Source organism: Williamsia sp. 1135, assembly GCF_002095395.1.
Classification (GTDB): domain Bacteria; phylum Actinomycetota; class Actinomycetes; order Mycobacteriales; family Mycobacteriaceae; genus Williamsia.
On record NZ_MJEI01000097.1, the window covers coordinates 113,226 to 139,833 of the forward strand.

A 26,608-nucleotide genomic window follows, 5' to 3' on the forward strand; every position below is an offset into this window, starting at 1 on the left:
AAACTGTCCGCAATCGTTGCGATGATGTTCTCAGCAGCAAAACCAGAAACCCACCGCACGCACTGGAGGAAATCATGAACTGGACACTCGAACTCGTCATCCTTCCCGTCACCGACGTCGACCGCGCACGGGACTTCTACAAGAAGGTCGGCTTCAACGTCGACCACGATCACGTGGTCTCCGATGAGGTCCGCTTCGTCCAGATGACGCCGCCCGGTTCTGCCTGCTCCATTGCCTTCGGCAAAGGCCTCACCGACGCCGAGCCCGGCTCGGTCAAAGGCCTCCAGGTCGTGGTCACCGACATTCAGGAAGCCCACGACCACCTGCAGTCCGTCGGCATCGACCCCGGCGAGATCGACATCCAGCCCTGGGGCCACTTCGTCGGCTTCGCCGACCCCGACGGCAACCAGTGGGCCGTGCAATACATGCCCTACCGCAACGCCTGACTTCCCCTCCCTCCTAAATTCGCGCCACCTACGCGCGTACGCGCCAGTTGCAACCGGCGCGCACGCGTGCAAGTGGCGCGAACTTCTGTCCACAGACCGGCCGGGTATCCACAGGCCCGCCTCCGAAGGGTGAAATCGCGCGAACTCCGTCGGTGCCGATTCCGACAGTCGACTCATGAATGAACCCAATGCAGACAATTCCCGAATCATCCGTCGCCGCGACGCAGTGCAGATCGGCGAACTCGACCGCCGGCTGGCGACTCGCGTCAAGACGGGTCAGTTGACCCGGATCCAACGCGGCTTCTACACGTTCACCTCAGATCTGGTCGAGCTCGATCGATTCGATCGAGAACGGGAACTGTATCGGCGGACAGTCCTCGCGGCCGCCGACAACGGCGAACCGGGTAAGGCGATCAGCCACTGGTCCGCCGCAGTCTTGCACGGCCTGCCGATGCTCAATGGTGACCTCAAGCGGGTTCACTTCACGGCGAATCGTATCGGAGGAGGACACCGCAAAGGCCGGGGATGCGTGATTCACGGATCCACCTGGAATCCACACGAGGTGGTCATGGTCGGCGAGTATCTCGTGACATCACCGGCGCGGACGGCAATCGACATAGCCCGTTCCGGAACGTTCTACCAGGCGGTGTGTGTGCTCGATGGAGCATTGTTCACGGGGGTACCGCGATCCGAACTGGAGAACGCGTTACGCGGCAGCGTCGGCAGGACCGGTGTCTCCATCGCCCGGGCAGCGCTCGCGGTGGCCGACGGGAAGGCCGAGAGCATCGGCGAATCCCTGTCCCGTGCGATGATGCTGAGCTTCGGCGATATCCCGCTCGCACGTCTGCAAAACCGGTTTCTCGACGCCGACGGAACCTTCGTGGCCCGCACTGATTTCGACTGGGATGGCCTCGTGGCCGGGGAGTTCGACGGTCACGCAAAGTACGTCCGTTATCTCCGTCCCGGTGAAACGACCGAGCAGGCGTACGAGCGCGAGAAATGGCGCGAGCAGAAGTTGCGTCGCATCGGCGTATTCGTCGTGCGCTGGAACTGGAAAGACCTCGAGCACCCCGCCCGATTCCGCCGAATACTGGTCCAGGCTCTGACGACTCACGGGTTGATGGCCGCCGCCTGATCCGAATTCGCGCCACCTACGTGCGTACGCGCCAGGTGCACCTGGCGCGTACGTCGGCAGGTGGGCGCGAATTCGACCTCCGGGTAACGCAAAAGCGGGCGCCCCCTCGAAAGGGGACGCCCGCTTGAGTTGCTAGTACCTAGCGGTAGTCGCTGCTGAATCCGTAATCGTCCAGCGGGACAGCCGCACCGGACGGGGCACCGAAGGTGCCGTCCGGGCTGTAGTACGTGTCGTCGTAGGACGGCACCGCGTACGCAGCTGCGCGGGCTTCTTCGGTCGGCTGCACCTGGATGTTCCGGTACCGGTTGATACCGGTTCCGGCCGGGATGAGCTTACCGATGATCACGTTCTCCTTGAGGCCGACGAGCTTGTCGCTACGGCTGTTGATGGCCGCATCGGTGAGCACGCGAGTGGTCTCCTGGAACGACGCCGCGGACAACCAGGACTCGGTTGCCAGCGATGCCTTGGTGATACCCATGAGCACCGGGCGTCCGGCGGCGGGCTCGCCACCTTCGGACACGACGCGACGGTTGGCCGCCTCGAACTCGGCACGCTCGGTGAGCGAACCGGGCAGGAACTCGGTGGCACCGGAGTCGATGATCGTCACGCGACGCAGCATCTGACGAACGATCGTCTCGATGTGCTTGTCGTGGATCGACACACCCTGGCTCCGGTAGACCTCCTGGACCTCGCCGACGAGGTGCACCTGCACCTGACGCGGCCCCATGATGCGCAGCACCTCGTGCGGATCGGCAGCACCTTCCATGAGCTGCTGACCGACCTCGATGTGGTCGCCGTCAGCGAGCAGACGCTCGCTGCCGTCGTCGTGCTTGAAGACACGCAGACGCTGACGCTTGGAGATCTTGTCGTAGACAACCTCTTCCGAGCCATCATCGGGTGTGATGGTCATCTTGTAGAAGCGATCGTCGTCTTCGAGACGGATCCGTCCGGAGACCTCGGCGATCGGGGCCTTGCCCTTGGGGACACGAGCCTCGAACAGTTCCTGCACACGCGGCAGACCACCGGTGATGTCGTCGCCGACGCCACCCTGGTGGAAGGTACGCATGGTCAGCTGGGTACCGGGCTCACCGATCGACTGAGCCGCGACGATACCGACGGCCTCACCGATGTCGACGAGCTTGCCGGTCGCCATCGAGCGGCCGTAGCAGGTGGCGCAGACGCCGGTGCCGGTGCTGCAGGTCAGGACCGAACGGACCTTGACCTGCGAGATGCCGGCCTCGAGCAGAGCCTCGATCGCGGGATCACCGAGATCGAATCCACGCTCGATGATGACCTTGCCGTTCGCGTCGACCGCGTCGGTCGCCAACGTACGTGCGTACGTGGACGTCTCGACGTGGGCGTCACGGATGAGCGATCCATCGGACTGCTTCTCGGCGATGATCGTGTTGATACCACGCTCGGTGCCACAGTCGGTCTCACGCACGATGACGTCCTGCGACACGTCCACCAGACGACGGGTCAGGTAACCCGAGTCGGCGGTACGAAGCGCGGTGTCGGCCAGACCCTTACGGGCGCCGTGCGTGTTGATGAAGTACTCGGCAACGGTCAGACCCTCACGGAACGAGGACTTGATCGGGCGCGGGATGAACTCACCCTTCGGGTTGGTCACCAGACCCTTCATGCCCGCGAGCGAGCGGATCTGGGTCATGTTGCCCGCGGCACCGGACTGCACGATCATCGGGATCGGGTTGTCGTCGGGGTAGTGACGCTCCATGTCGGCGCCAACCTCTTCGGTTGCCTGCTTCCAGATCTCCACCAAGGCATCCCGACGCTCTGCGCCGGTGAGGGCACCACGCTGGAACTTGCGCTCCAGGCCGTCGGCCCGCTCCTCGTACTTGTCGAGGATCGCAGCCTTGTCCGGCGAGACGAGCACGTCGGACATGGCGATGGTGACACCCGAACGGGTGGCCCAGTAGAAGCCCGCGTCCTTGAGCTTGTCGACGGTCTGCGCGACGACGATCATCGGGTAGCGCTCGGCCATGTCGTTGATGATCGTGGCCTGACGCTTCTTCGGCATCTGCTCGTTGACGAACGGGTAGTCGTTCGGCAGGAGCTCGTTGAACAGCACGCGACCGAGAGTGGTCTCGATGGTCCACGGGGTGCCGAACTTCCAGCCCTCCGGGTACTGAGCCCGCTCGATCTCGCGCGTCGGACGCTGATGCGTCAGCCGAACCTTGATCGGAGCCTGCACACTGAGCAACCCACGGTCCACGGCCATCTGAGCCTCGGACGGAGTGGAGTACACACCGCGCTCGACGTCGTCGTTCGACGAAGCGGTGTAAGCACCGATCGCGTCGTTCTTCAACGTGGTCAGGTGGAACAGACCGGTCACCATGTCCAGACGCGGCATGGCCAGCGGACGACCCGACGCGGGCGACAGGATGTTGTTCGAGGACAGCATCAGGATGCGGGCCTCGGCCTGTGCCTCGGCGCTCAGCGGCAGGTGCACTGCCATCTGGTCACCGTCGAAGTCGGCGTTGAACGCCTCACACACGAGCGGGTGGAGCTGGATGGCCTTGCCCTCGACGAGCTGCGGTTCGAACGCCTGGATGCCCAGACGGTGCAGGGTCGGAGCACGGTTGAGCAGCACCGGATGTTCGGCGATGACCTCTTCGAGCACGTCCCACACTGCGGGGCGCTGACGCTCCACCATCCGCTTGGCGGACTTGATGTTCTGTGCCTGGTTCAGGTCGACCAGACGCTTCATCACGAACGGCTTGAACAGCTCCAGAGCCATCAGCTTGGGCAGACCACACTGATGCAGCTTGAGCTGCGGGCCGACGACGATGACCGAACGGCCCGAGTAGTCGACGCGCTTGCCGAGCAGGTTCTGACGGAAACGACCCTGCTTGCCCTTGAGCAGATCGCTCAACGACTTCAGCGGGCGGTTACCCGGTCCGGTGACCGGACGGCCACGACGGCCGTTGTCGAACAGTGCGTCGACGGACTCCTGCAGCATCCGCTTCTCGTTGTTGACGATGATCTCGGGAGCACCGAGATCGATCAGTCGCTTGAGGCGGTTGTTGCGGTTGATCACGCGGCGGTACAGGTCGTTCAGGTCGGACGTCGCGAAACGGCCACCATCGAGCTGGACCATCGGGCGCAGCTCCGGCGGGATCACCGGCACGGCGTCGAGAACCATGCCCAGCGGGGAGTTGCCCGACTGGTGGAACGCTGCCACGACCTTCAGACGCTTGAGCGCACGGAGCTTCTTCTGCCCCTTGCCGTTGCGAATGGTGTCGCGCAGGATCTCGGCCTCGGCCGCGATGTCGAAGTCCTCGAGCAGACGCTTGATGGCCTCGGCACCCATCGCTCCGGTGAAGTACTCGCCGTAACGATCCTGGATCTCGCGGTACAGCTTCTCGTCGATGATCATCTGCTTGGGAGCAAGTTTCACGAACTTGTCCCAGATCTCTTCGAGATCGTCGAGGGCGCGCTGCGCGGTGTCGCGGATACGGCGCATCTCGCGCTCGCCGGCATCCTTGACCTTGCGGCGGGCATCGGCCTTGGCGCCTTCGCGCTCCAGCTCTGCCAGGTCCTCTTCGAGCTTCTTGGCACGCTCTTCGAGGTCGGCGTCCCGGGTGTCTGCGACACCCTTCTTCTCGACCTCCATCTCGGCCTCGAGGGTCGACTTCTCGTTGTGACGCAGTTCGTCGTCGACAGCGGTGATCACGTAGGCGGCGAAGTAGATGATCTTCTCGAGATCCTTCGGCGCCAGGTCGAGCAGGTAACCCAACCGGCTCGGCACACCCTTGAAGTACCAGATGTGGGTGACCGGAGCGGCCAGCTCGATGTGGCCCATCCGCTCACGACGCACCTTGGCGCGAGTGACCTCGACGCCGCAGCGCTCGCAGATGATGCCCTTGAAGCGGACGCGCTTGTACTTACCGCAGTAGCACTCCCAGTCCCGGGTGGGACCGAAGATCTTCTCGCAGAACAAGCCGTCCTTCTCTGGCTTGAGCGTGCGGTAGTTGATCGTCTCCGGCTTCTTCACCTCGCCGAAGCTCCAGTTATGGATGTCGTCGGCGGTGGCCAGGCCAATCTTCAGTTCATCGAAAAAGTTGACGTCGAGCACTATTTACCTTTCAGTAGCTCAGTCAGGAAAAGCGGAGAGTGATCAGTTGGCCAGGTCATCGACGGTGGCTGACTCGTTGCGCGACAGATTGATACCCAGGTTGGCCGCAGCCCGCTCCAGGTCCTCGTCGTCGCCATCACGCATCTCGATGGCGGCACCATCGGAGCTGAGCACCTCGACGTTCAGGCACAGCGACTGAAGTTCCTTCAGCAGCACCTTGAACGACTCGGGGATACCCGGTTCCGGGATGTTCTCGCCCTTGACGATGGCCTCGTACACCTTCACGCGACCGACGACGTCGTCCGACTTGATGGTGAGAAGCTCCTGCAGCGTGTACGCCGCCCCGTAGGCCTGCATGGCCCAGCACTCCATCTCGCCGAAACGCTGTCCACCGAACTGCGCCTTACCACCCAGCGGCTGCTGCGTGATCATCGAGTACGGCCCGGTCGAACGAGCGTGGATCTTGTCGTCGACCAAGTGGTGCAGCTTGATGATGTACATGTAGCCGACCGAGACCGGGTACGGGAACGGCTCGCCACTGCGACCGTCGAACAAGGTCGCCTTGCCGTCGGCGTTGACCATCACTTCACCGTCACGGTTGGGAAGCGTCGAGGCCAGCAGGCCCGTCAATTCCGCATCCGTGGCGCCGTCGAACACCGGTGTCGCGGTGTTGGTGTTGGGCTCCACCGAGAGCATGTCCTCGGGCAGCTTCGACGCCCATTCAGGCGTCCCTTCCGCGACGTTGATGTTCCAGCCGGTCTTGGCGATCCACCCGAGGTGGGTCTCCAGGATCTGGCCGATGTTCATACGACGCGGCACACCGTGGGTGTTCAGGATGATGTCGACAGGGGTGCCGTCGGGCAGGAAGGGCATGTCCTCGGCGGGGAGGATCTTGCCGATGACGCCCTTGTTGCCGTGGCGGCCTGCGAGCTTGTCGCCGTCCTGGATCTTGCGCTTCTGGGCCACGTACACCCGGACCAGCTCGTTGACACCGGGAGGCAGATCGTCGTCGTCATCGCGCGAGAACACGCGGATGCCGATGACCTTGCCGGTCTCACCGTGCGGAACCTTCAGCGAGGTGTCGCGAACTTCTCGCGCCTTCTCACCGAAGATGGCGCGCAGCAGGCGCTCTTCCGGGGTCAGCTCGGTCTCGCCCTTCGGCGTGACCTTTCCGACCAGGATGTCGCCATCACGAACCTCGGCACCGATGCGGATGATGCCGCGCTCGTCGAGATCGGCGAGCACCTCATCGGAGACGTTCGGGATGTCCCGGGTGATCTCCTCGGCACCGAGCTTGGTGTCGCGGGCGTCGATTTCGTGCTCTTCGATGTGAATCGAGGTGAGCACGTCCTCTTCGACCAGACGCTGGCTCAGGATGATCGCGTCCTCGTAGTTGTGGCCTTCCCACGGCATGATCGCCACGAGCAGGTTCTTTCCGAGGGCCATCTCACCCTGATCGGTGCAGGGTCCGTCGGCCAGGACCTGGCCGGTTTCCACGCGCTGACCCTCGTCCACGATCGGACGCTGGTTGGCACACGTGCCCTGGTTCGAGCGGGCGAACTTGCGCATCCGGAACGTGTCCCGGGTGCCGTCGTCTGCCATCACGGTGATGTAGTCGGCCGAGACCTCTTCGACCACGCCGGACTTCGCCGAGATGATCACATCGCCGGCGTCGACAGCTGCGCGCAGCTCCATGCCGGTACCGACCAGCGGGGACTCGCTGCGAACCAGCGGCACCGCCTGACGCTGCATGTTCGCGCCCATCAGGGCACGGTTGGCATCGTCGTGCTCGAGGAACGGGATCATGGCCGTGGCGACCGACACCATCTGGCGCGGGCTGACATCCATGAACTCGACGTCGGTGATCGGGACGTACTCGATCTCCGAGCCCTTCTTGCGGACCATCACGCGATCGTCGGTGAACCGGTTGTCGGCTCCGATCGGCGAGTTGGCCTGCGCGACGAGGTAGCGATCTTCCTCGTCTGCGGTCAGGTAATGGATGTCGTCGGTGACGGCACCGTCGACCACCTTGCGGTAAGGGGTCTCGATGAAGCCGAACGGGTTGACCCGCGCGTAGACCGACAGCGAACCGATCAGGCCGATGTTCGGGCCTTCCGGGGTCTCGATCGGACACATGCGGCCGTAGTGCGACGGGTGGACGTCACGGACTTCGAGGCCGGCACGCTCACGGGACAGACCACCGGGGCCCAGCGCCGACAGGCGGCGCTTGTGGGTCAGACCCGACAGCGGGTTGTTCTGGTCCATGAACTGCGACAGCTGCGAGGTTCCGAAGAACTCCTTGATCGCGGCGACCACGGGACGGATGTTGATCAGGGTCTGCGGCGTGATGGCCTCGACATCCTGGGTCGTCATACGTTCGCGAACGACGCGCTCCATGCGGGACAGGCCCACGCGGATCTGGTTCTGGATGAGCTCGCCGACGGTACGCAGGCGGCGGTTGCCGAAGTGGTCGATGTCGTCGACCTCGACCGGGACCTCGACGCCACCGGGCACGGTCATCGTGCTGGTGATGTTGGGATCGGCCTCGTGCAGACGCACCAGGTATTCGACCGTCGCGACGATGTCCTCTTCGGTCAGCACCGGGGCGCCGGCCATCGGGTTCTCGACGAGGCCGAGCTTCTTGTTGACCTTGTAGCGGCCCACCTTGGCCAGGTCGTAACGCTTCTCCTTGAAGAACAGGTTCTCCAGCAGGGTCTGCGCGGACTCCTTCGTGGGGGGCTCGCCCGGACGCAGCTTGCGGTAGACCTCGAGCAGCGCCTCATCGGTGCCGGCGGTGTTGTCCTTCTCCAGCGTCGACATCATGATCTCGGAGAAACCGAAGCGCTCTTCGATCTGCTCCTTGGTCCAGCCGAGGGCCTTGAGGAGCACGGTCACCGACTGGCGACGCTTGCGGTCGATGCGGACACCGACGGTGTCGCGCTTGTCGACGTCGAACTCGAGCCACGCACCACGGCCCGGGATGACCTTGACGCTGTGCAGCGTCTTCTCGGTCGTCTTGTCGATGTTGGCGTCGAAGTACACACCGGGGCTACGCACCAGCTGGCTCACCACGACACGCTCGGTGCCGTTGATGACGAAGCTGCCCTTGTCGGTCATGATCGGGAAGTCGCCCATGAAGACGGTCTGCGACTTGATCTCGCCGGTGTTGTTGTTGATGAACTCCGCGGTGACGAACAGCGGAGCCGCGTACGTCATGTCCTTGTCTTTGCACTCTTCGACAGAGGCCTTGACCTCGTCGAACCGAGGGTCGGAGAAGGACAGCGACATGGACCCGGAGAAGTCTTCGATCGGAGACAGTTCGGTGAGGATGTCCTCCAGACCGCCGGTAGGGTTTGCATCGCCGCGAGATGCAGCGCGCTCACGCCATTCCGCGGACCCGACCAGCCATTCGAAGGACTCGAGCTGCACATCAAGCAGTCCGGGTACTTCAAGGGGCTCGCTGAGCTTTGCGAACGAGGCGCGCCGAGGCGCACCTGGAATGGTTGAGGTGGACTGGCGGGAGACTGCCAAGATATGTCCTTCCAACACGAATTACTCGTAGTGCCTAGGTGGTGTTTCGCTGCTGTACGACCTGGTCAACGGCGATCACCCGAGGCACCACGTTTGTGTGGTCGGAAGGTGAAATCGTGAGGTGGACAGGAGGCAGCCAGCGCAACGTCCAACTGTACCAGAAAAAGGGCGCACATAAACAACCCCTTTTGGTTACTGCGAACAGACTGCAACCAAGATGGCCCTGCGTCAAGAGGAACGCGCGGATCGGAGGGGAAAAATTCTCCGACGCTGAGGTTAAAAATCAGAGATGCGGCTGATGAGCCACTGCCCGTCGACCTTCTGCAGTCCGACGTCCACGCGCGCGAGATTGGGAGTGCCCAGAACTGCGACGCCCTGCTGGGTGTTGCTCAGCACGAAGGTCCCGATCACGTTGGCGCGCGTGTCGTCCATGTTGCTGATCCCGATGAGGTCGACCTTGCACTCGGCGCCCTGGCCGGTCTGGGTGGCCAGATCCCGGTTGGCCTGCAGGTACTCGTTGAACTCGTTGATGTATTCACCCGTCAGCGCTGCCTTTGCCCGCGCAGCCCAGTCGTCGAACTTCACCGGGTCGACGCCCAGGACGGTGCACATCCGCTCGCCGGCCTGCGCCTTGAGCTCGCTGGTCGCGGCGGCATCGAGAAAGGCATCGTTCGATTCGGTCTTCGCACCCGGCTTGAGCGCGAGCACGACGGCCAGGACCGCGAACACCACGGCCACGGTTGCCACCGCGGCGACCTTGCGCCAGGTCAGGAACCCACTGCGGGTCTTCGTCGCAGCTGCGCCCTTCGCTGCCGGACGCCCTCCCGGGCCGGCGACACCCTCATCGGCCCGGCCGGGCTTCTTCAGGGATGCACTCTTGGCCTTCGGCCGACTTTTGCGGTCGCCCTTGTCGAGCGACACGGTGTCGTCGCCGACAGCAGTCGACGGCTCCGCGACATCGGCCGCTTTCGCTTCTCCGTCGCCGGCGGTCACGTCGTCGGGTGCCTCGGCGGCAGCCTGGCCGGTCTCGACGGCTGCGGGCTCGACGGCTGTGGTCTCGGCGGCCTCGTCCTCGGCGTCGCCGCGCACCTTGCCCTTGGCCGGGCCACTACCTGCGACACGGATCTTGCCGCGCGGCCCGGCCGGTCGACCGGGCCTGCGGGGTGGTTGGTTGGTCATCAGTTGCCTCCCGGCGCAGTGGTGGCGGGCGCGGGAACTGCAGAGGGGTCGGCGGGCGCGGGTGCGCCGGCCGGGTCCTGCAGTGCAAACGCATCGAGAGGCTGGATGTCAGAGGCCTTCCACGCGCCGTCCACCTTGCGAACTCCTACCGAGAAACCCGACTGCAGGGTCACCGGATCCTGATTCGCCACCGAGCGCACCGACTCGACGTAGACGATCACCTTCGCCGTCTCGTCTTCTTTGTTGAACTCCACGACCCCACTGCGCACGATCGACGAAGTCAGCTTGGCCGACGCCCCGCCGTTTGCCTCACCTTCGGCGACCAGCTGCTGGAACGTCTCCGGGGTCACCTGATTCGCCGCTTCGTCGACGAGCGAGGAGTTGAGCTGTTCTCGGTACGCGGTCATGTTCGCGGGATCGATGTTGGTGACGTTCAGCATCACCTGCTCGGCACCGTCCTGGGCGTCGTCGCGGGCCTGCTGCGTGGCCTGGACGTTGAACTTGGCGTCGTACCACTGGTATCCGAAGACGCCGGTGCACACCACTGCGGCTACGAGTCCGACCACCGCCAGGGCAGCCGAGATCCGTAGCCACAGCCGTTGCGAACCGAGACGTCGCTGTCGGCCGGGTTTGGGTTTGTCAGTCATCGCCCGCCCAAGGTACACACGCCGACTGAGAACTCGTACCCCGCCGCCTGTGCCGCCGCCGAGATCACTTGTCGCGCACGCCCAGAAGGAACGCGATCTGTTCCGCAATGGGGTTGAGGTTGAGGGTGTCCGGCATCTTCTTCGGATTGTCGTCCCACGGCTGCGGGATGTTCGGATTCGAGTAGACAGAACGGGCAGCACCGCGGACGTCGGTCGGATTCCCCTGCGCAACAGTACATTTCGCATCGGTGTTGAACGGGAAGTCGTCGTAGTTGATGTCGAAGTCGGGGTTCTTCCGCTTCTCCTCCGCGATGATCTCCTCGGTGCCCTCGTAACCGAGCGTGCACGCGGGAGGGTTGTTCACCTCGAGCACGATGCCGAAGTGAATGGTGCCGTCGCCCGGTGCCGGACTATAGCTACCGCTGGAGAGCGCCGACAGCAACGCCAGGGACGGACTCACCGCGAAGAACGTGGGCGAGATCGTCCGGACGTCTTCGGCGAGGTTACGGACGACAGTGGTGATGTCGCCGCCGCTGTCCTGCAGCAGCCGGGAGATCTGTGTGGCGCTGGTCGTACCGGTCGTGAGCAGTCTCCGGATGGCCGGATCAGAGGCCTGCAGGGTCTGGGTGATCAACTTCAGATTGCTCGACCACGCCAGGATTTCATCTGACTGTTCGGCCTGCGTCCCCAGCACCACATCGCTGTTCTGGATCAGCGAGATGGTCTCGGGCAGATTGTCCACCCCGGCCTGGGACAGGTTGGTCAGCGAGTCGATCAGCGATCGCAGATTGTCCGCGTTGCCGTTGAACGCATTGCCCAACTCCGTCACCACCGTGGTCAGGTCCTCCACCGGGATCGAGTCGGTGAAGTCGACCGCCGACTTGAGGACCCCGTCGAGCGCCGGCGGGATGTCGGTGTCGGTTATGACCGAATTGTTCTTGAGGTACGGCCCCTCGTTGCTCGTCGGCCGCAGATCGACATATTGCTCACCGATCGCCGACCGGTTCGCGACGACAGCCATCGCCGAGTCGGGGATCTTCGGACCGTCGGAATCGAGGACCAGAGCCACTTCGACACCGTCCGGCAGGAGCGTGAGCGCACCGACGCGCCCGACCGGCACACCCTGGTAGGTGACCTCACCGTTGGTGAAGATTCCGCCGGAATCGGTGAACTCGGCCTTCACCGTGTACGAGCCGATACCGACGAGACGGTCGAGTTTGGCGTACGTGGCACCGACGTAGACGATGGCGACCACACCGACGATCACGAAGATTACGAGCTGCCACTTGACCAGTTTCGAGATCACGGGGCACCCCCAGGCTGCGTCGTCGTGGATTGAGTCCCCGTACCTTGCCCGACTGCTCCGGAGAGCAACGCGAGGGGGGCCTGCAAGAAGCTGTGCTCAGCGCGGTCCTCGGGCATCAGCGCGTACTGCCCACCCGACGGCGGAGTGTTCGGCCCCGGTCTCGCATTGGGCAACGGCAGCAGGGTGATCGTCGGCCATCCGAGCCGCGGGCCGTTGCCGTTGTAGTACGGATTCTGCGGATCGATGACCGGCAACGGGCCCGTCTTCGGCGGGCTGTACACCGGTTCACCTTGACCGACACCGAGCGCCTCGAGCTGGTTGAGCAACCGCAGGTCGAGATTGGCGAACAGGTTGGTCGAGTCACCCTTCACGCCCGGCAGCAGAGCGTCCGGGAACGGGTAGGTGAACAGCAGCGGCGAAGCGGTGATCAGATCCGGCGCTGCGCCGGCGAGTGCCTGCAGAGTGGGACGCAACGCCTTGAGATCGGTGATGATCTCTTCACGGGCTGTTCCGAGCACCTGTACGCCCACCTCGCCGAGCCGGTCGAGCTGCTGCAGCATGGTCACGAACTGCGGCCGCTGCTCTTCGAGAACGGCGATGCCTCGCGGCAACTCGTCGAGAACCCGGTTGATCTGGTCGGTCTGACTGCGCGCACGGTTCGACAGCTTGTCGAGGCCGTCGAGTGCGGTGACGATGTTCTCTTTTTGCTCGTCGAGACCGCTGATCAGCCGAGCAGTCTCATTGAGCAGCCCCTTGACCTCGCTCTCGCGGCCTTCCAGGGCATCGTTCAGCTCGTCCACGATCGGCTTGAGCTGGTTGAGGCCGCCACCATTGAGCAGCAGCGACAGCGCACCGAGAACCTGCTCGACGTCGGTCGCGGTGCGGGTCCGGCAGTCGGGCGCCCCCACCGCGGGACAGCCGATGAACTGAGCAGGGTTCTGGCGCGGCAGGTCGGAATTCTCTTCCGGGTCTTCGAGCGCGACGTACTTCTCACCCAGCAGGTTGGTCTGCTGGACCTCCGCCATGGCCTTGTCGGACAGGTCGACACTGTTCTGCACCTCGATGGCGACCTCGGCCGTCCACTGGTCCGGCGCGACCTTGATCTCGGTCACGCGCCCGACCTGGATGCCGTTGAACTTCACCGTCGCCTGCGGAACCAGGTCCAGCACGTCGGTGAACTGCAGCTTGTAGGTCCGCGGGTTGTCGCCGACCGACACCCCACCGGGCAGCGGAACCGACTGCAGACCTTGCGTTCCGCAACCGGCGATCGCGATGACCGCGGCACCGATCATGGCGGCGGCACCGGCCTTGCGGACCGTCGCGCGTCTGGGTGATCTCATCAGTTCTCACCCTCCAGTCCTGGATCGGGAGTGCCCGGCACCGTCCCCGGGACGGGGCCACTGCGCTGCTGGTTCTCGGTGCTGAAGATGCCGAACGGCAGGTTCAGGGTGGGCGTCTTGATGCCGTCCTGGATCTGGTCGGCAACGTTGGTGCACTGGTCGATGAGCGGTCGCAGCGTCTTGCTGAACTCGACGAACGCAGGATCCCCTGGCTTGAGCTGTCCAAGATCGAGCAGCCCACACTGAGCTCCGAGCAGGTCCTGCAGTTCCGGCAGCGTCAGGTGCAAATCGAGCGTTCCCGACTCCGCGTTGTACGCGTTCACCAGGTTCGACAGAGCCAACGGCAACGACGTCAGGATCTCTTTCTGGTATTCCTTCGTGTCCACCAGGGTCTGGGTGGTCGGGATCAGCTCGTTGACCCGCGCGCCCAGGGATTCTCGGTTGTCCTCGACGAATCCGGCGACGTCACCGAGTGCGATCGACAACTTGTCCAGCGCGGTCCCGAGTTGATCGCGTTCACCGGCGAGGAACGTCGTGAAATCAGCCATCTGTGTGTTGAAGCGGCGTACCTGTGCGTCGTTGCGCGCAAGCATTCCGACGAAGCTGTCGAGGTTCTTGATGGTGTCGACGAGATTTCCCCGAGATTCGTTCAGGGTGTTCGCGGCCTTCGACAGGCCGCTGATCGTCTCGTTGAGCGCCTCGCCATTGCCGGCCAGGTTCTCGGCACCAGTGGTCACCAGCTCGGAGACCGCCCCATTCTTGTTGGCACCCTCCGGCCCCAGCGAATCCGACAGCTTCTGCACCGAGGCGTAGAGCTCGTCGACCTCGACCGGAACCATCGTCTTGTCGAGCTGGAGTGTGAAGTCCTGCGGCGCCTTCGGCCCACGGACGTAGACCGGGGTCAGCTGCACGTACCTGTCTGCGACCACGGACGGCGTGACCTGTACCGCGCCCACGTCCTTCGGCAGTGAGACGTCACCCTGAACGGTCATCTCGACCTTCACGCGCTCGCCTTCGGGGGTGACCTTGCCGACCGTGCCGACCGGCACGCCGAGGACCCGCACGTCGCTGCCGTCGTAGATACCGACGCTGCTCTGGAAGTAGGCCGTGATCTTCGTGGCGGTGACACGTTGGAACACCCACCACAGAGAACCGGCGACGAGCAGGGCGAGGATCAGCCCGATCACCAGCAACACGATGTGCCGCGGCGTGAACCACCGTCCCGGTCCGCGGGTGTCCTGCATGTTGCTTGCCGACGTCATCATTGTCCGGCCACCGTTCCGCCACCGTTCGCCAGTTGCTCCTGCTGAACAGGGAGTCGAGTCGTGTTCTGCTGCGGCAGTGCCGGTGGGAGCAGGTTCGTCACCACCTGATTGAACCAGCGGCCGCTACCCAGCACGTTGGCGTACAGGCGATAGAAGGGCGCCATGTACGTCAGCGACTGCCGCAGGTTCTCGTTCTGGTCGTTGAGGATCTCGATCACCTGGCGCAGTGTCTCCAGCGTGGGACCGATCTGCTCCTGGTTGTCCTTGACGATTCCCGTCAGCGTGTCGGACAGCGTGATGGTGCTCGAGAGCAGTACCGAGATCGCCTGCTGCCGATTGTTCAATTCCCCGAGCAACTCCCCCGCACCGGAGATCAGTCGCTCGAACTCCTGGTTGCGGTCCGCGAGCAGCTTCGAGGTGTCCGCGGTGGCAGCGAGCAGCTCCTGCACCTTCTGGTCACGACTCGCGATGGTCTCCGAGAGGCGGGTGAGGCCGTCGAGTGACGACCGAAGATCCGCCGGGGTCCCGGAGAACGCGTCCGACAACGTTCGCATGCTGGTTGCCAGCTGATTGGTGTCGAGTTCCTCGACCTGATCGGCGGCATCGGAGAATGCCTCGATGACGTCGTACGGCGACGTGGTGCGCTGCAGCGGGATGACCTGCTTCGGATCGGCGAGTTCGTTACCCGCCGGATCGAGGGCGATGTACTTCTGGCCCAGCACCGTCTTGATCTGGATCGAGGCCGACGTCTGGTTACCGATCCAGGCCTTGTCGACCTGCATGTCCACTCGTACGCGGTCGCCTTTCAGCTCGACCTTGCGAACGTTGCCGACCTTGACGCCCGCGACTCGGACCTCGGCCCCGGATTGCAGGCCGGCGGCCTCGGAGAAGTCCGCCTTGTAGATGATGCCCGCGCCGATCAACGGCAGGGACTGCAGAAAGAACGCGGACGTCGACAACATCAGCAGGATCAAGATGCCGATGAATCCGATGGTGACAGGACTGCGTTTGATGGTTCGTCGATCGGTCATGCGGTCACCCCCCTGGTCGTCGTGTTGGTCACGGTGGATCCTCGCTCGCCCAGCAGCGTGTCGCTGCGCTCGTGTACAGGACGTGGTTGATGTCCGGCAGCGGGATCAGCGGCTGCGTGAGCAGGTTGCTCTGACCGTTCCCCGCCGTGACGTCCAGACCACAGAGATAGAACTGGAACCACGAACCGAAGGTCGCTGCACGGCCGATCTTCTGGAGCTTGATCGGCAGGGTGGTCAGCGTCTGCTTGATCTCGTCCTGCCGTTCGACGACGGTTTGTCCCAGATCGTTCAGTGCTGCGATCGATCCCTGGATGGCTGGCCGGGTCGGCTGCAGGATCGAGGCGGTCACGGCCGTCAGGTTGGACAGTGACGTGATGGCCGATCCGACCGACTCCTTCTGGTTCGCCAAGCCGGTGACGAACTTCTCGGTGTTCGTCAACAGCTGGGTGAACTGGTCGTCGTGGTCGTTCAGGTTCTTCAGGACGACGTTCAGGTTGTCGATCAGCTGCCCGATGACCTGATCGCGGTCCGCGATCGTGTTCGTCAGGCTCGCGGTGTCCCGGACCAGTTCCGAGATGGTTCCGCTCTCACCCTGGAAAACCTTGATGATCTCGGCCGACAGCTTGTTCACGTCGTCCGCGGTCAGCTGCTGGAACAGCGGCCGGAAGCCGTTGAACAGTTCGGTGAGGTTGATCGCCTCGGTGGTCTGGGACAGGCCGATCGTCGTCCCGCCACCGATGGTGTCGGCCGTGTCGCCCGGCCCCTTCTCTAGTGAGAGGTAGCGCTGACCGGTCAGGTTACGGAGCTTGATCGCAATCCGGACACCGGCGGGGAGTTCACCGCGGTCCACCGAGAAGGCCACTTCTGCCTTGTCGCGATCGACGATCTTGACGCCACTGACCTGACCGACGCGGACACCGGCGATCCGGACGTCGTCGCCCGGGGCCACCTGCGTGGCGTCGGTGAACACCGCCTTGAAGTCCGTGCCACCTCCGGCACCGCCGTTGGCGACGGCAAACCCGAGGACAGCGGTGGCGAACACCGTGACCACTGCGAAGATGATCAGCTTGACGAGCGGTCCGACCAAACTCTTCATCGGATGCTCACCTGCTGTCCCTGCACGGTGGGAGCCGCGATCAAACCGATCCAGCTGGGCACTTCTGCCGGCTCCTTACCCGCCGCGGCGGCGACGATGGCCTGTATCTGCAGCTTGTTCCTCGGATCGCTGTAGTTGGTGGCGGGCTCCTGAGCCTGCGTGGCGGTGCCGTCGGGCATCGCCGAGTACTGCGGCTCCGGGAGCGTGGGGATGTTGCGGGGTCCGGCGTTGCGGGACGGCGGCTGGTACGAGCCGTCGTTGACCGAGCCCGCGGGGTACTGCGGGAAGGGCCTGCCGTTGCTGGGCTGCGCGTAACAGATCGGTCCACGTTCGTCGAACAGTCGTGGCTCGTCCTGGTTCGGCAGGTACCGGCCACGTGGGTTGACGAACTGCAGGTTGACCCGCACACCGGGGTTCTCGGTCCCGGCGCCGGTGATGACGTTGGCTTCGGGTACCAGTCCGGCGAAGTTCTTGAACGTGCAGCCGAACGCCGGCGACTGCTTTGCCAACGCCGTCAACAACGGTTCGGACTGGATCGCCAGATCGACCAGGTCGCGGCGGTTGGTCTCGAGGAACCCGGTGCCGTCGATCGCCACCTGGGTGACCGCCGCGATCACCGTGCGGAGATCGCCTTGACGCTCGACCAGGGTGTTGGTCGTGGTCCGCAGGGTGTCGAGCGAGTCGATGACGTCGGGCAGAGCTTCGGAGTAGGTCTGCGAGAAGCTGGCGAGACCGCGGAGCGTGCCCTGGAGTTCGGGCATGTTCTCGTTGATCCCCTTGAAGACGGTGTTGAGCTGCTCGAACGATGCACCGAGGCGCTCGCCGTTGCCCGCCAGCGCCTTCGACAGCGCGGACAGGGTCACGTTCAGGTCGGCCGGTGGGATGGCCTCGAGCACGGGGAGCAGCTGATCGAACAACTCCTGCAACTCGACGGCGTTACCGGACTGGTCCTCGTCGATTGTCGAGCCGTTGCTCAGGTGGTCACCCTCGCTGCCCTCTTGACCGTCCGGGATCTGCAACGCCACGTACCGCTCACCGAACAACGTCTTCGGCAGAATCCGGGCCGTCGTATCGGTCGGCAACAGGTCGACCTTGTCCGGCTGCAGACCCAGGGTGACGACCACCGAGCCGTCTTCGAGGTTCGGCTCGACGCTGCGCACCTCCCCGACGATGAGTCCGCGAGCCTTGACGTCGGCGTTGTTGGGCAACGCGTTGCCGGCCGAGGTCGTGTTCAGCTTCACGTCGACGAACTTCGTGAACGATTTGTTGTACTGCATGATCGTCAGCGTCAGGAACAGCGCGACCACCAGGAAGAACACCAGACCGAGCGCCCGGCGTTTGAGTGCCTGCATCGATCAGCCCCCCACTCTGACGGACGTCGTGGTGCCCCAGATGGCCAGACCGAGGAAGAAGTCGAGGACCGCGATGATCACCAGAGCTGCACGAACGGCGTGTCCGACCGCCACGCCGACGCCGGCGGGCCCGCCCGTGGCGTAGTAGCCGTAGTAGCAGTGCACGAGAATGATCACGAACGCAAAGATCATGACCTTGCCAAACGACCACAACACATCTGCAGGTGGCAAGAAGAGATTGAAGTAGTGGTCGTACGAACCGGCGGATTGGCCGGTGAACTGCGTAGCTATCAGTCGGGACGCGAAATAGGCCGACAGTAGACCGAGCACATACAGCGGGATGACCGCGATGAAGCCGGCGAGTACGCGGGTGGTCACGAGGAACGGGATCGACGGCACGGCCATCGTCTCGAGCGCGTCGATCTCTTCGGAGATCCGCATGGCGCCGAGTTGGGCGGTGAAGCCGCAACCGACTGTTGCCGACAACGCGAGGCCGGCGACGAGCGGCGCCACCTCACGGGTGTTGGCGTACGCGGCGAGGAACCCGGTCAGCGCCTGCGACCCCAGCTGGTCCAATGCGTTGGCACCCTGGAGCCCGACCACCACACCGGTGAATCCGGACATCAGGATCATGACGCCGATGGTCCCGCCGATGACCGCGAGGCCACCGGAACCGAAGGCGACCTCGGCGAGCAGCCGGAGCAGCTCCTTGGGATAGCGGCGGATGGTGCGCGGAGACCATCCGATGGCGCGTCCGTAGAACGACATCTGGTCGCCCGCGCCGTCCAGAACGCGCAGCGGGACACGCGCGATTTTGCCTGCGCGATAACCGATGTCCCCTCGGCCTTTGGCGATCGTCACCCTTGTTCTCCTATGAACCCTTGGCCGGAACGATCTGCAAGTAGACCGCAGTGATGATCAAGTTCGCAAAGAACAGCAACAAGAAGGTGATGACGACGCCCTGGTTGACCGCATCACCCACACCCTTGGGTCCACCACTGGGGTGGAGCCCCTTGTACGCGGCCACGACTCCGGCGATTACACCGAAAACTGCAGCTTTGAGCAGGGCCACGTAGAGGTCCGGCAACTGCGCCAGAGCACTGAACGAAGCCAGATAGGCACCGGGGGTGCCACCTTGGACGATGACGTTGAAGAAGTAACCACCGCCGATGCCGACCACCGAGACGAGACCACAGAGAAGGACGGCCACCAAGATCATGGCCAGGACGCGCGGGACCACCAGTCGCTGAACGGGATTGATGCCGAGTACCTCCATGGCATCGATCTCTTCGCGGATGGTCCGGGACCCGAGGTCAGCCGTCACCGCAGAGCCGGCAGCACCGGCCACAAGTAGTGACGTCACCAGAGGCGCGCCCTGCTGGATCACCACCAGGACGCTGGCCGCACCGGTGAACGATTCAGCGCCGAGCTGCCGAATCAGCGAACCGGTCTGCAGAGACACGATCGCGCCGAACGGGATTGCGACCAGCGCGGTCGGCAGAATCGTCACGCTGGCGATGAACCATGCCTGCTGGATGAACTCGCGCCATTGAAATGGACGCACAAAGGTCTGGCGCGCGACGTCGACGAACAGCTGGACTATGTTGCCCGTCTGGGACAACGCCCCAGAGCCAGCCTTCGAAATTTTGTCGACGCCACGTGTGGTGGCACTTGTCATTTAGAGGGCCTTGTCACCGGCGCGATATGCGGGGAACTGTTCGGTCTGGGCATCGGAGCCCTGGTAGGAAGACTGCTGCTGAGTCTCGTCGTAACCGGAGTTGGAGCCGGAACCGACTCCCACCGGCTGTTGCTGGGTTTTGCGGTAGGCCTCGCGCTGGTTCTCCTGCGCGGCCTCTTCGACCTCGAAGCTCTCCTCGATCGCACGCTGCGCGGGCTCGGGCAGGGTATGCAGGATCTCCCGGACACGAGCCTGACGACGAGCGACGGCCTGACGCTCGGGCAGACCCGGCGTGGCCTGCAGCTGCGGAACGATGCCACGCACATCCTCGGCGGTACCGCCGTCAGAATGCCCGGCGTCGACCATCTCCTGCTCACGCTTCTGCTGCGCGTCGTCCTTCTCCTCAGACATACCGATCGGCCCGATACGACGACCGTTGAGGAACTGCTCGACCACCGGCTCATCCGAGGTCAACAACACCTCACGCGGACCGAACATCACCAGCTCCTTACGGAAGAGCATGCCGATGTTGTCCGGAACCGTACGAGCGACCTGAATGTTGTGGGTCACGATCAAAATCGTGGCATCGATCTGCGCATTGATGTCGATCAACAACTGCGACAAGTACGCCGTACGCACCGGGTCCAGACCCGAGTCCGGCTCGTCGCACAAGATGATCTGCGGGTCCAGCACCAGAGCACGAGCCAGGCCGGCGCGCTTGCGCATACCGCCGGAGATCTCACCGGGGAGCTTGTTCTCCGCACCGGTCAAACCGACCAACTCGATCTTGTCCATCACGATCTGACGGATTTCGTCTTCCTTCTTCTTCGTGTGCTCACGAAGCGGGAAAGCGATGTTGTCGAACAGGCTCATCGACCCGAACAGCGCACCGTCCTGGAACAGCACACCGAACAGCTTGCGGATCTCGTACAGCTCACGCGAAGAACACTTCGTGATGTCGGTGCCGTCGACGATCACCGAACCCTGCTCCGGGTGCAGCAGACCGATCAACGACTTGAGGAACACCGACTTACCCGTACCCGACGGGCCCAGCAGCACACTCACCTCACCCATCGGGAGAGTCAGCGAGACATCCCGCCAGATGTTCTGCGACCCGAACGACTTCGTAAGCCCCTCAACACTGACCTCAACACCCACTGAAATGTCCCTCCAAAACGAAGTCCGCCCCCGTGCGGAGCCTGTGGTTCGGCTCACTCTAACCCACTTGGCGTGACGAATATACGCACCGTCGCCGTTTCTCAGGTTCACGGTTCTCCCGAGGTCGTGCTGGGTCGGGCGAGCCGTACGGGTTGTTGCTGGTAGACCTGGATCCGCGGTTACTCGGGAGTAACTCACGTTATGCCGAAAAGTTTTTTTCGCGCTCTGATCTCGATCGGTTCTGAAACCTACTAGCCGGTAACCTTTGTGGCAACTGGACCCCTGAGCGGGCCTGTGGAGCTCGCGTACGGGGCCGCCTATATAGAGGCCCCGAGACAGCACGATGGCCCGCAGCAAACGCTGCGGGCCATCGTGGAGAGTAGAGCGAAGAAAACGGTCTTACTTGACCGAAACCTTGGCGCCGGCCTCTTCGAGCTTGGTCTTGGCTGCCTCGGCGGCATCCTTGTCGATCTTCTCGAGGATCGCCTTGGGAGCGGACTCGACGAGATCCTTGGCTTCCTTCAGACCCAGTCCCGAGACGACCTCGCGGACGACCTTGATGACCTGGATCTTCTTGTCGCCGGCCGACTCGAGCACGACGTCGAACTCGTCCTGCTCGACAGCAGCTTCAGCAGCGGCCGGTGCACCGGCAGCGGCGACGGCGACGGGAGCAGCAGCGGTGACCTCGAAGACATCTTCGAACTTCTTCACGAAGTCGCTGAGTTCCAGCAGGGTCAATTCCTTGAACTGATCGATGAGCTCGTCAGCGGAGAGCTTTGCCATGTGGGCAATCCTTTCGTTCTTTCCACGGCCGCAGGGTGACGCGGCCAGGGAGGTGTTGGGGTTTTATTCGGCCGCTTCTGCGGGTGCGGCCGCGGCTTCTTCGCCGCCGGAGGCAGCTTTCTTCTCTTGCAGTGCGGCCGCAAGACGTGCGACCTGGGAAGCGGGCTGATTGAACAGACCCGCAGCCTTTGCCAAGTTGCCCTTCATGGCACCGGCGAGCTTTGCAAGGAGTACCTCACGGGTTTCGAGGTCAGCGATCTGATTGACCTCGTCCACAGACAGCGCGCGGCCGTCCATGAATCCACCCTTGATGATGAGGGCCTTGTTGTCCTTGGCGAAGTTCTTGATCGCCTTGGCCGCCACAACGGGTTCACCTTCGATGAAGGCAATTGCAGTGGGACCAGTGAACAGCTCGTCCAGACCGGCCACGCCCGCATCAGCAGCAGCGCGCTTGACCAGGGTGTTCTTGGCGACGGAGTAAACAGCACCTTCGCCCAGTGAGCGACGCAAGTCCGAGATCTGCTTGACGGTCAGACCACGGTATTCCGTGACGACTGCCGCAGTGGCTCCCTTGAACTGCTCGGTGATCTCCGCAACCGCGGTGACCTTTTCACTATTTGCCATACTTCGCCTCCTCTCATGACGTGTCGGTTGGCACGTAGGAGCGCGAGTCTCGTGAACGGCCGCTGACCCCACCAACGACAAACGCCCCGGCACAGGGCACGGGGCGCACACGAGCTTCAATGGCAGAGCATTGCAGCGGTGATTCCTCGTTCTCCCTGCGTGGGCCGCCGACGATGTGTCGGGCCTTCGGCCGGCTCGCGATAGTCGCGCCCCGGTGACCAACGGTCTCTGGTTGAACTGACGTCCGCGGGCATATGACCTGCGAACACCAAGCGCTCACACTACCGGCAGTGGGTCGCTGGTTACAAATCAGCCACGTCAGGATCAAGGTGTGACGGCGGAACACCCCAAAGGTCGCGACCGAACACCCGCTCGGGTACGTTGAACCGAACCAGTCCAGTGTGAGGTCGGTCACGAACCACTAGTAGCACCAACAGCACTGGCAGCAACACGACGGAGTGTTGCCGCGACCTGCGATTACTCGGTTACGCACCGAGTAATTCGCGCTTGGCGTGGCCTCACTCCCCAGCGGAGAGGTAGCGGCCATGGTCTACCAGATCAGTCCTTACGAACGCACGGGCAGAGCACCCTCGCCGCGAAGCGCCCCGACACTCCCCCTCGGCGACCCGACCGGTGGCGCCAACGCACTCTGGTGGCGCGAGCAGGTCGACGGGCAGCCGGAGTTCCCGAAGGTCTCCATCGATCGTTCCCTGCATCTGACGATGAGCGACGGGGTACGCCTGCGCGCAACGCTGGTCCGGCCGATCGACGCCGCCGGCCGGATCGTGGAAGCACCGATGCCCACCGTGGTGACGATCAATCCTTACAACCGCGCCGTACTCGACCTCATCGACCAGACCACCCACCACTTGCCGTTGCCTCCGATCTCCGGCGGCACCCTCGACGTCTTCGGCATCAACCGCAAGCTCGTACAGAGCGGATACGTCCAACTGGTCGTCGATGTGCGCGGCACCGGCGCCTCGCACGGTCGATGGCAGATCCTCGGAGAACGCGAACAGCGCGACTCCATCGAGGTCATCGACTGGGCAGTCGATCAGTCGTGGTGCGACGGCAATGTGGGGATGGCCGGCTGGTCGTACTCCGCCATCAATTCACTGCAGGCCGCCGGCAACGGTTCGCCGCACCTCAAGGCGGTCTTCGCGGTCGAGGGATGCGAAGACATCGTGCGGGACATCTACATCACCGGTGGCGCCCCGTCCGCGTTCATCCCGATCTGGCTGGCCGGGGTGAACATGCTCAAGTGGCTCCCCAACCCGTCTGCGGCTCTGGCGGACGCGTTCAGCACCAACGGCGTGCGCTGGCTGAAGGACCGGGTGGCCTCTCCCGCCACCGAGATCGGTTCTCTGGCATGGGGTTTCCTCACCGGCCGCGATCCCCGCATCTACGACGACCCCTACTTCGACGAGCGTGACCCGAAGATCGACATGATCACCGCGCCGACGTTCGTCTTCGGCGGGTGGCACGACCTGTTCGGACGCAGCGCGACCCGTATCTACAACCAGCTGAACCTGCAACCAGGGCAGAAGCAACTGGTCATGGCGGACGGCTATCACCTCGACGCCGGCCGCGGATTCGGCAAGCGCATCGCCCCGCCGCGCGTCGACGTGCTCGAGCGCGCCTGGTTCGACAAGTGGCTCAAGGGCCTCGACAACGGTGTCGACGAGTACGGCCCCGTGACCCTGCAACAGCAGGGCGGGTCCTGGACGTCCGGAGAGTCGTTCCCCCGCAAAGACGCTCGGGTGCAGCGGCTGTATCTCTCCCCGGCGTCGTCGCATACCGCGAAGCACAGCAGGCACGACGGCAGCCTCGGCGCCGGCGTCAATTCCACTGCGGGCGAGCTGAAGCTGCGGGCGGATGCGCGCGGGTTCATCTCCCGCGACATGACCCAGGTGACAGCCGGCGCGACCATGCTCCTCGGCGGCTCGTTCACCACCAAGGCGAAGTTCCAGGAGGTCGGCGCGCTGACCTTCACCACCGAGCCGATGTCCGAGGCGATGCAGATCTCGGGGTCGATGAACCTGCACCTGCGCACCAACTGCGGTGGTCACGAGGCGCTGTGGGCCATCACTCTCAACGATGTCGCCCCCGACGGGACGTCGACGGTCCTGACCAACGGTTCGCTGACCGCCTCGAACAGGTCCCTCGATCCCGGACTCTGCGAATACGCCGAGGACGGCTCACTTCTGGTGGCCCACCATCCGCTGAGCAAGAAGCGCAAGCTGAAGGTGACCCCCAACTCCCCTATCGATCTCGACATCGACCTGGTCCCCACCGACGCGATCATCGAAGAGGGCCACCGGCTTCGGATCAACATCTACGCAGCGAGCATGCCCCGCTTCCTCGCGGTGGTCCCCGACCTGATCAAGTCGGGCTGGCGGTCCCAGAAAGTGGTCCTCGACCCCTACCACCAGAGCTACCTCACCTTCCAGGGTTTGTAGCGCGCAAATGCACACGCTTCAGTCATTTGCAGACGTTTGAACGTGTGCAAATGACTGAACGGTGTGCATTTGTGCCACCGTCATGCCACTTCGATGCCGCTGTCGCCGAAAGTGACTCGGTAGACGAGGGCTGCCTCGGGGCCCAGAACCAAACCGACCAGGTCGATGAGCGTGCCGGCAAATTGTGGACCGTGTTTGTCCATCGCCGAGCCCGGACTCAGATGGTGGGCCAGCTCGTGGAGCACGACGAGCTCGCGCATGGCCCAGCGATCGTCGGCGACGGGAACAGCGATGACCCCGGCGCCACCGGCCGGGTTGTATTCGTAGTGGGCCTGCCGCTGGCCGCGTCTGGTGCGGACACTGACCGGCACCTGGGCCCGCGGAAACTTCGAAGCCACCGTGGTCAGGGCGAGCACACTGTCCACGTAGGAACGCACCGACTCCACCGATCCGAACCTCGCCTCCGGCGGCAAGGTCATGGACGTCCCGGCAATCGTCAGCGCGCCCGAACCGGCACTCGCCCTTTCGAACACGTTGTGCACCAATCGTTCCGCCGCGTAGAGCGCCGAACGCTGACTGTCTCGTTCCGTCATCGGCGAACGGTCACGCCTCGAGTGCCCCGTGGGTTCCGTCGAGCTGCGCGTCGTCGCCGATGCGAGCTCGGCGCCCGGCCCGGTCCCCCGCGCGGCGTGCACCCTCCGAGTACCCAGCCGACGCGCTCTGCGACTGCCAGGTACCGCGGGCCGTCGAGGTCTCCTGGTGGAAATCGCGGACCTCAATCTCCTTGTTGCGTAACACCAGCGCCGTTCCCGAATCGGTCTTTCCGCCGTCGTCTGCCACGGCCTGCGCCCGCGCTTCGTCGCGCGCCTGAGCCAGCCGCTTACCGATCCGTTCGGCGAACGCCGACTGGAAGTTCAGGCGCGCGGTGATCGGCGAGAGCGGCTTCTCCTCGACGACCCGCCGCGACACCCAGCCACGACGCTCGGTCACGACGCGGGCGAACGTCTCACCTTTGTACGCACCCGACTTCAGGTAGCCGTCGCTCGCGGCGACCATCTGCACCACCAATGAGCTGTACAGCGCCTCACAGGTGTCGATGTCGCCGGGAAACCCGTAGGCGTAGACGAACGTCGAGTTGCTCGCGACATCGCAGGTGATGTCGTTCGCGCGGGCGATCGCGACGAACAGCTGCACGTAGGTGCGCAGTCCCCGTTTGCCCGCCGCACCGATCGCAATGTTGCGCTGCTCAGGGGTGACCCGGCGGTTGCCGCCGGCGTGGGCTCGGGCCACAGCCAGATCGATGGACGCCGCGGTGGCTAGTCGCTGCGCCGCCTGCATGAAGGCCTGGGCCTCGTGTTCGTTGTCGGTGCCTTCGGCCTGCCGCAACAACCCGGAGATCCGGGTCAGGAGTTTGTCGTCTTGCACGTGATCAACCCTAGGCGTCCCGGCCGACACTGTGCCGACGCGGAGGCTCAGTCTGTG

Annotated in this window: 20 protein-coding genes; 3 read left to right on the forward strand and 17 right to left on the reverse strand. The window is 63.9% G+C overall.

All coding sequences use genetic code 11. From position 1 onward, the window contains the following. The first annotated feature begins 74 nt into the window (after positions 1–74). A complete protein-coding gene (locus tag BFL43_RS16775) occupies positions 75–446 on the forward strand; it encodes a VOC family protein (protein ID WP_084893641.1) in 372 nt (123 codons plus the stop codon). A 175-nt stretch (positions 447–621) separates the two neighbouring features. Then, the gene (locus tag BFL43_RS16780) at positions 622–1,581 is read left to right on the forward strand and encodes a hypothetical protein (RefSeq protein WP_084893642.1); all 960 of its coding nucleotides are present in this window, start codon (positions 622–624) and stop codon (positions 1,579–1,581) included. Between the two features lie 139 nt (positions 1,582–1,720). Here the strand turns inward: BFL43_RS16780 and BFL43_RS16785 are convergent, their stop codons facing one another. From BFL43_RS16785 to rplJ, 15 genes are all read right to left on the reverse strand, one after another. Continuing rightward, a complete protein-coding gene (locus BFL43_RS16785; RefSeq protein ID WP_084893643.1) occupies positions 1,721–5,677 on the reverse strand; it encodes a DNA-directed RNA polymerase subunit beta' in 3,957 nt (1,318 codons plus the stop codon). A 42-nt stretch (positions 5,678–5,719) separates the two neighbouring features. Beyond that, positions 5,720–9,226 carry a DNA-directed RNA polymerase subunit beta gene (locus BFL43_RS16790; protein WP_206186692.1) on the reverse strand — a complete coding sequence of 1,169 codons (3,507 nt, stop codon included), beginning with the start codon at positions 9,224–9,226 and terminating at the stop codon, positions 5,720–5,722. 258 nt (positions 9,227–9,484) lie between these two features. Further along, positions 9,485–10,387 carry a hypothetical protein gene (locus BFL43_RS16795; protein WP_084893645.1) on the reverse strand — a complete coding sequence of 301 codons (903 nt, stop codon included), beginning with the start codon at positions 10,385–10,387 and terminating at the stop codon, positions 9,485–9,487. Then, on the reverse strand, positions 10,387–11,034 hold the full coding sequence (locus tag BFL43_RS16800) for a hypothetical protein (protein WP_084837483.1): 648 nt from the start codon (positions 11,032–11,034) through the stop codon (positions 10,387–10,389). The genes BFL43_RS16795 and BFL43_RS16800 overlap by 1 nt, the downstream gene beginning before the upstream one ends. Positions 11,035–11,098: 64 nt before the next feature. Further along, positions 11,099–12,340 carry an MCE family protein gene (locus tag BFL43_RS16805; RefSeq protein ID WP_084893646.1) on the reverse strand — a complete coding sequence of 414 codons (1,242 nt, stop codon included), beginning with the start codon at positions 12,338–12,340 and terminating at the stop codon, positions 11,099–11,101. Continuing rightward, positions 12,337–13,632, reverse strand: coding sequence for an MCE family protein (locus tag BFL43_RS16810; protein WP_240498321.1), 1,296 nt, complete (start codon positions 13,630–13,632; stop codon positions 12,337–12,339). Before BFL43_RS16810 ends, BFL43_RS16805 begins: the two co-directional genes overlap by 4 nt. 47 nt (positions 13,633–13,679) lie before the next feature. Continuing rightward, positions 13,680–14,942, reverse strand: coding sequence for an MCE family protein (locus tag BFL43_RS16815; protein WP_084893648.1), 1,263 nt, complete (start codon positions 14,940–14,942; stop codon positions 13,680–13,682). Further along, the gene (locus BFL43_RS16820; protein ID WP_084893649.1) at positions 14,942–15,976 is read right to left on the reverse strand and encodes an MCE family protein; all 1,035 of its coding nucleotides are present in this window, start codon (positions 15,974–15,976) and stop codon (positions 14,942–14,944) included. Before BFL43_RS16820 ends, BFL43_RS16815 begins: the two co-directional genes overlap by 1 nt. Before the next feature lie 28 nt (positions 15,977–16,004). Then, on the reverse strand, positions 16,005–17,072 hold the full coding sequence (locus BFL43_RS16825; protein WP_084893650.1) for an MlaD family protein: 1,068 nt from the start codon (positions 17,070–17,072) through the stop codon (positions 16,005–16,007). Then, positions 17,069–18,424: an MCE family protein gene (locus tag BFL43_RS16830; RefSeq protein WP_084893651.1), complete on the reverse strand. Its 1,356-nt coding sequence runs from the start codon at positions 18,422–18,424 to the stop codon at positions 17,069–17,071. Before BFL43_RS16830 ends, BFL43_RS16825 begins: the two co-directional genes overlap by 4 nt. Before the next feature lie 3 nt (positions 18,425–18,427). Then, positions 18,428–19,285, reverse strand: a complete 858-nt coding sequence (locus BFL43_RS16835; RefSeq protein WP_084893652.1) for an ABC transporter permease — start codon at positions 19,283–19,285, stop codon at positions 18,428–18,430. Between the two features lie 10 nt (positions 19,286–19,295). After that, positions 19,296–20,102, reverse strand: coding sequence for an ABC transporter permease (locus tag BFL43_RS16840; RefSeq protein WP_084893653.1), 807 nt, complete (start codon positions 20,100–20,102; stop codon positions 19,296–19,298). Further along, the gene (locus BFL43_RS16845) at positions 20,103–21,260 is read right to left on the reverse strand and encodes an ATP-binding cassette domain-containing protein (RefSeq protein WP_084893654.1); all 1,158 of its coding nucleotides are present in this window, start codon (positions 21,258–21,260) and stop codon (positions 20,103–20,105) included. A 399-nt stretch (positions 21,261–21,659) separates the two neighbouring features. Next, on the reverse strand, positions 21,660–22,043 hold the full coding sequence (gene rplL, locus BFL43_RS16850) for a 50S ribosomal protein L7/L12 (RefSeq protein WP_084893655.1): 384 nt from the start codon (positions 22,041–22,043) through the stop codon (positions 21,660–21,662). 63 nt (positions 22,044–22,106) lie between these two features. Further along, positions 22,107–22,667 carry a 50S ribosomal protein L10 gene (gene rplJ / locus BFL43_RS16855; protein WP_084893656.1) on the reverse strand — a complete coding sequence of 187 codons (561 nt, stop codon included), beginning with the start codon at positions 22,665–22,667 and terminating at the stop codon, positions 22,107–22,109. Positions 22,668–23,212: 545 nt separating this feature from the next. Between rplJ and BFL43_RS16860 the strand changes: the two genes are divergently transcribed. Further along, positions 23,213–25,126 (forward strand): CocE/NonD family hydrolase, encoded by a 1,914-nt coding sequence (locus BFL43_RS16860; RefSeq protein ID WP_084893657.1) that lies wholly within the window; start codon positions 23,213–23,215, stop codon positions 25,124–25,126. A gap of 80 nt (positions 25,127–25,206) precedes the next feature. Here BFL43_RS16860 and BFL43_RS16865 read toward each other — a convergent pair whose 3' ends face one another. Together BFL43_RS16865 and BFL43_RS16870 are read right to left on the reverse strand one after the other, a co-directional pair. After that, the gene (locus BFL43_RS16865) at positions 25,207–25,719 is read right to left on the reverse strand and encodes a TIGR04338 family metallohydrolase (RefSeq protein WP_084893658.1); all 513 of its coding nucleotides are present in this window, start codon (positions 25,717–25,719) and stop codon (positions 25,207–25,209) included. A gap of 10 nt (positions 25,720–25,729) precedes the next feature. After that, positions 25,730–26,551: a DUF2786 domain-containing protein gene (locus tag BFL43_RS16870; RefSeq protein ID WP_084893659.1), complete on the reverse strand. Its 822-nt coding sequence runs from the start codon at positions 26,549–26,551 to the stop codon at positions 25,730–25,732. Positions 26,552–26,608 lie beyond the last annotated feature (57 nt).

Coding starts and splice junctions, on each gene's coding strand:
- BFL43_RS16800 (WP_084837483.1), bottom strand. CDS start 11,034: ATGACTGACAAACCCAAACCCGGCCGACAGCGACGTCTCGGTTCGCAA.
- BFL43_RS16830 (WP_084893651.1), bottom strand. CDS start 18,424: ATGCAGGCACTCAAACGCCGGGCGCTCGGTCTGGTGTTCTTCCTGGTG.
- BFL43_RS16865 (WP_084893658.1), bottom strand. CDS start 25,719: ATGACGGAACGAGACAGTCAGCGTTCGGCGCTCTACGCGGCGGAACGA.
- rplL (WP_084893655.1), bottom strand. CDS start 22,043: ATGGCAAAGCTCTCCGCTGACGAGCTCATCGATCAGTTCAAGGAATTG.
- BFL43_RS16795 (WP_084893645.1), bottom strand. CDS start 10,387: ATGACCAACCAACCACCCCGCAGGCCCGGTCGACCGGCCGGGCCGCGC.
- BFL43_RS16815 (WP_084893648.1), bottom strand. CDS start 14,942: ATGACGTCGGCAAGCAACATGCAGGACACCCGCGGACCGGGACGGTGG.
- rplJ (WP_084893656.1), bottom strand. CDS start 22,667: ATGGCAAATAGTGAAAAGGTCACCGCGGTTGCGGAGATCACCGAGCAG.
- BFL43_RS16860 (WP_084893657.1), top strand. CDS start 23,213: ATGGTCTACCAGATCAGTCCTTACGAACGCACGGGCAGAGCACCCTCG.
- BFL43_RS16775 (WP_084893641.1), top strand. CDS start 75: ATGAACTGGACACTCGAACTCGTCATCCTTCCCGTCACCGACGTCGAC.
- BFL43_RS16780 (WP_084893642.1), top strand. CDS start 622: ATGAATGAACCCAATGCAGACAATTCCCGAATCATCCGTCGCCGCGAC.
- BFL43_RS16820 (WP_084893649.1), bottom strand. CDS start 15,976: ATGACCGATCGACGAACCATCAAACGCAGTCCTGTCACCATCGGATTC.
- BFL43_RS16825 (WP_084893650.1), bottom strand. CDS start 17,072: ATGAAGAGTTTGGTCGGACCGCTCGTCAAGCTGATCATCTTCGCAGTG.
- BFL43_RS16840 (WP_084893653.1), bottom strand. CDS start 20,102: ATGACAAGTGCCACCACACGTGGCGTCGACAAAATTTCGAAGGCTGGC.
- BFL43_RS16810 (WP_240498321.1), bottom strand. CDS start 13,632: ATGATCGGTGCCGCGGTCATCGCGATCGCCGGTTGCGGAACGCAAGGT.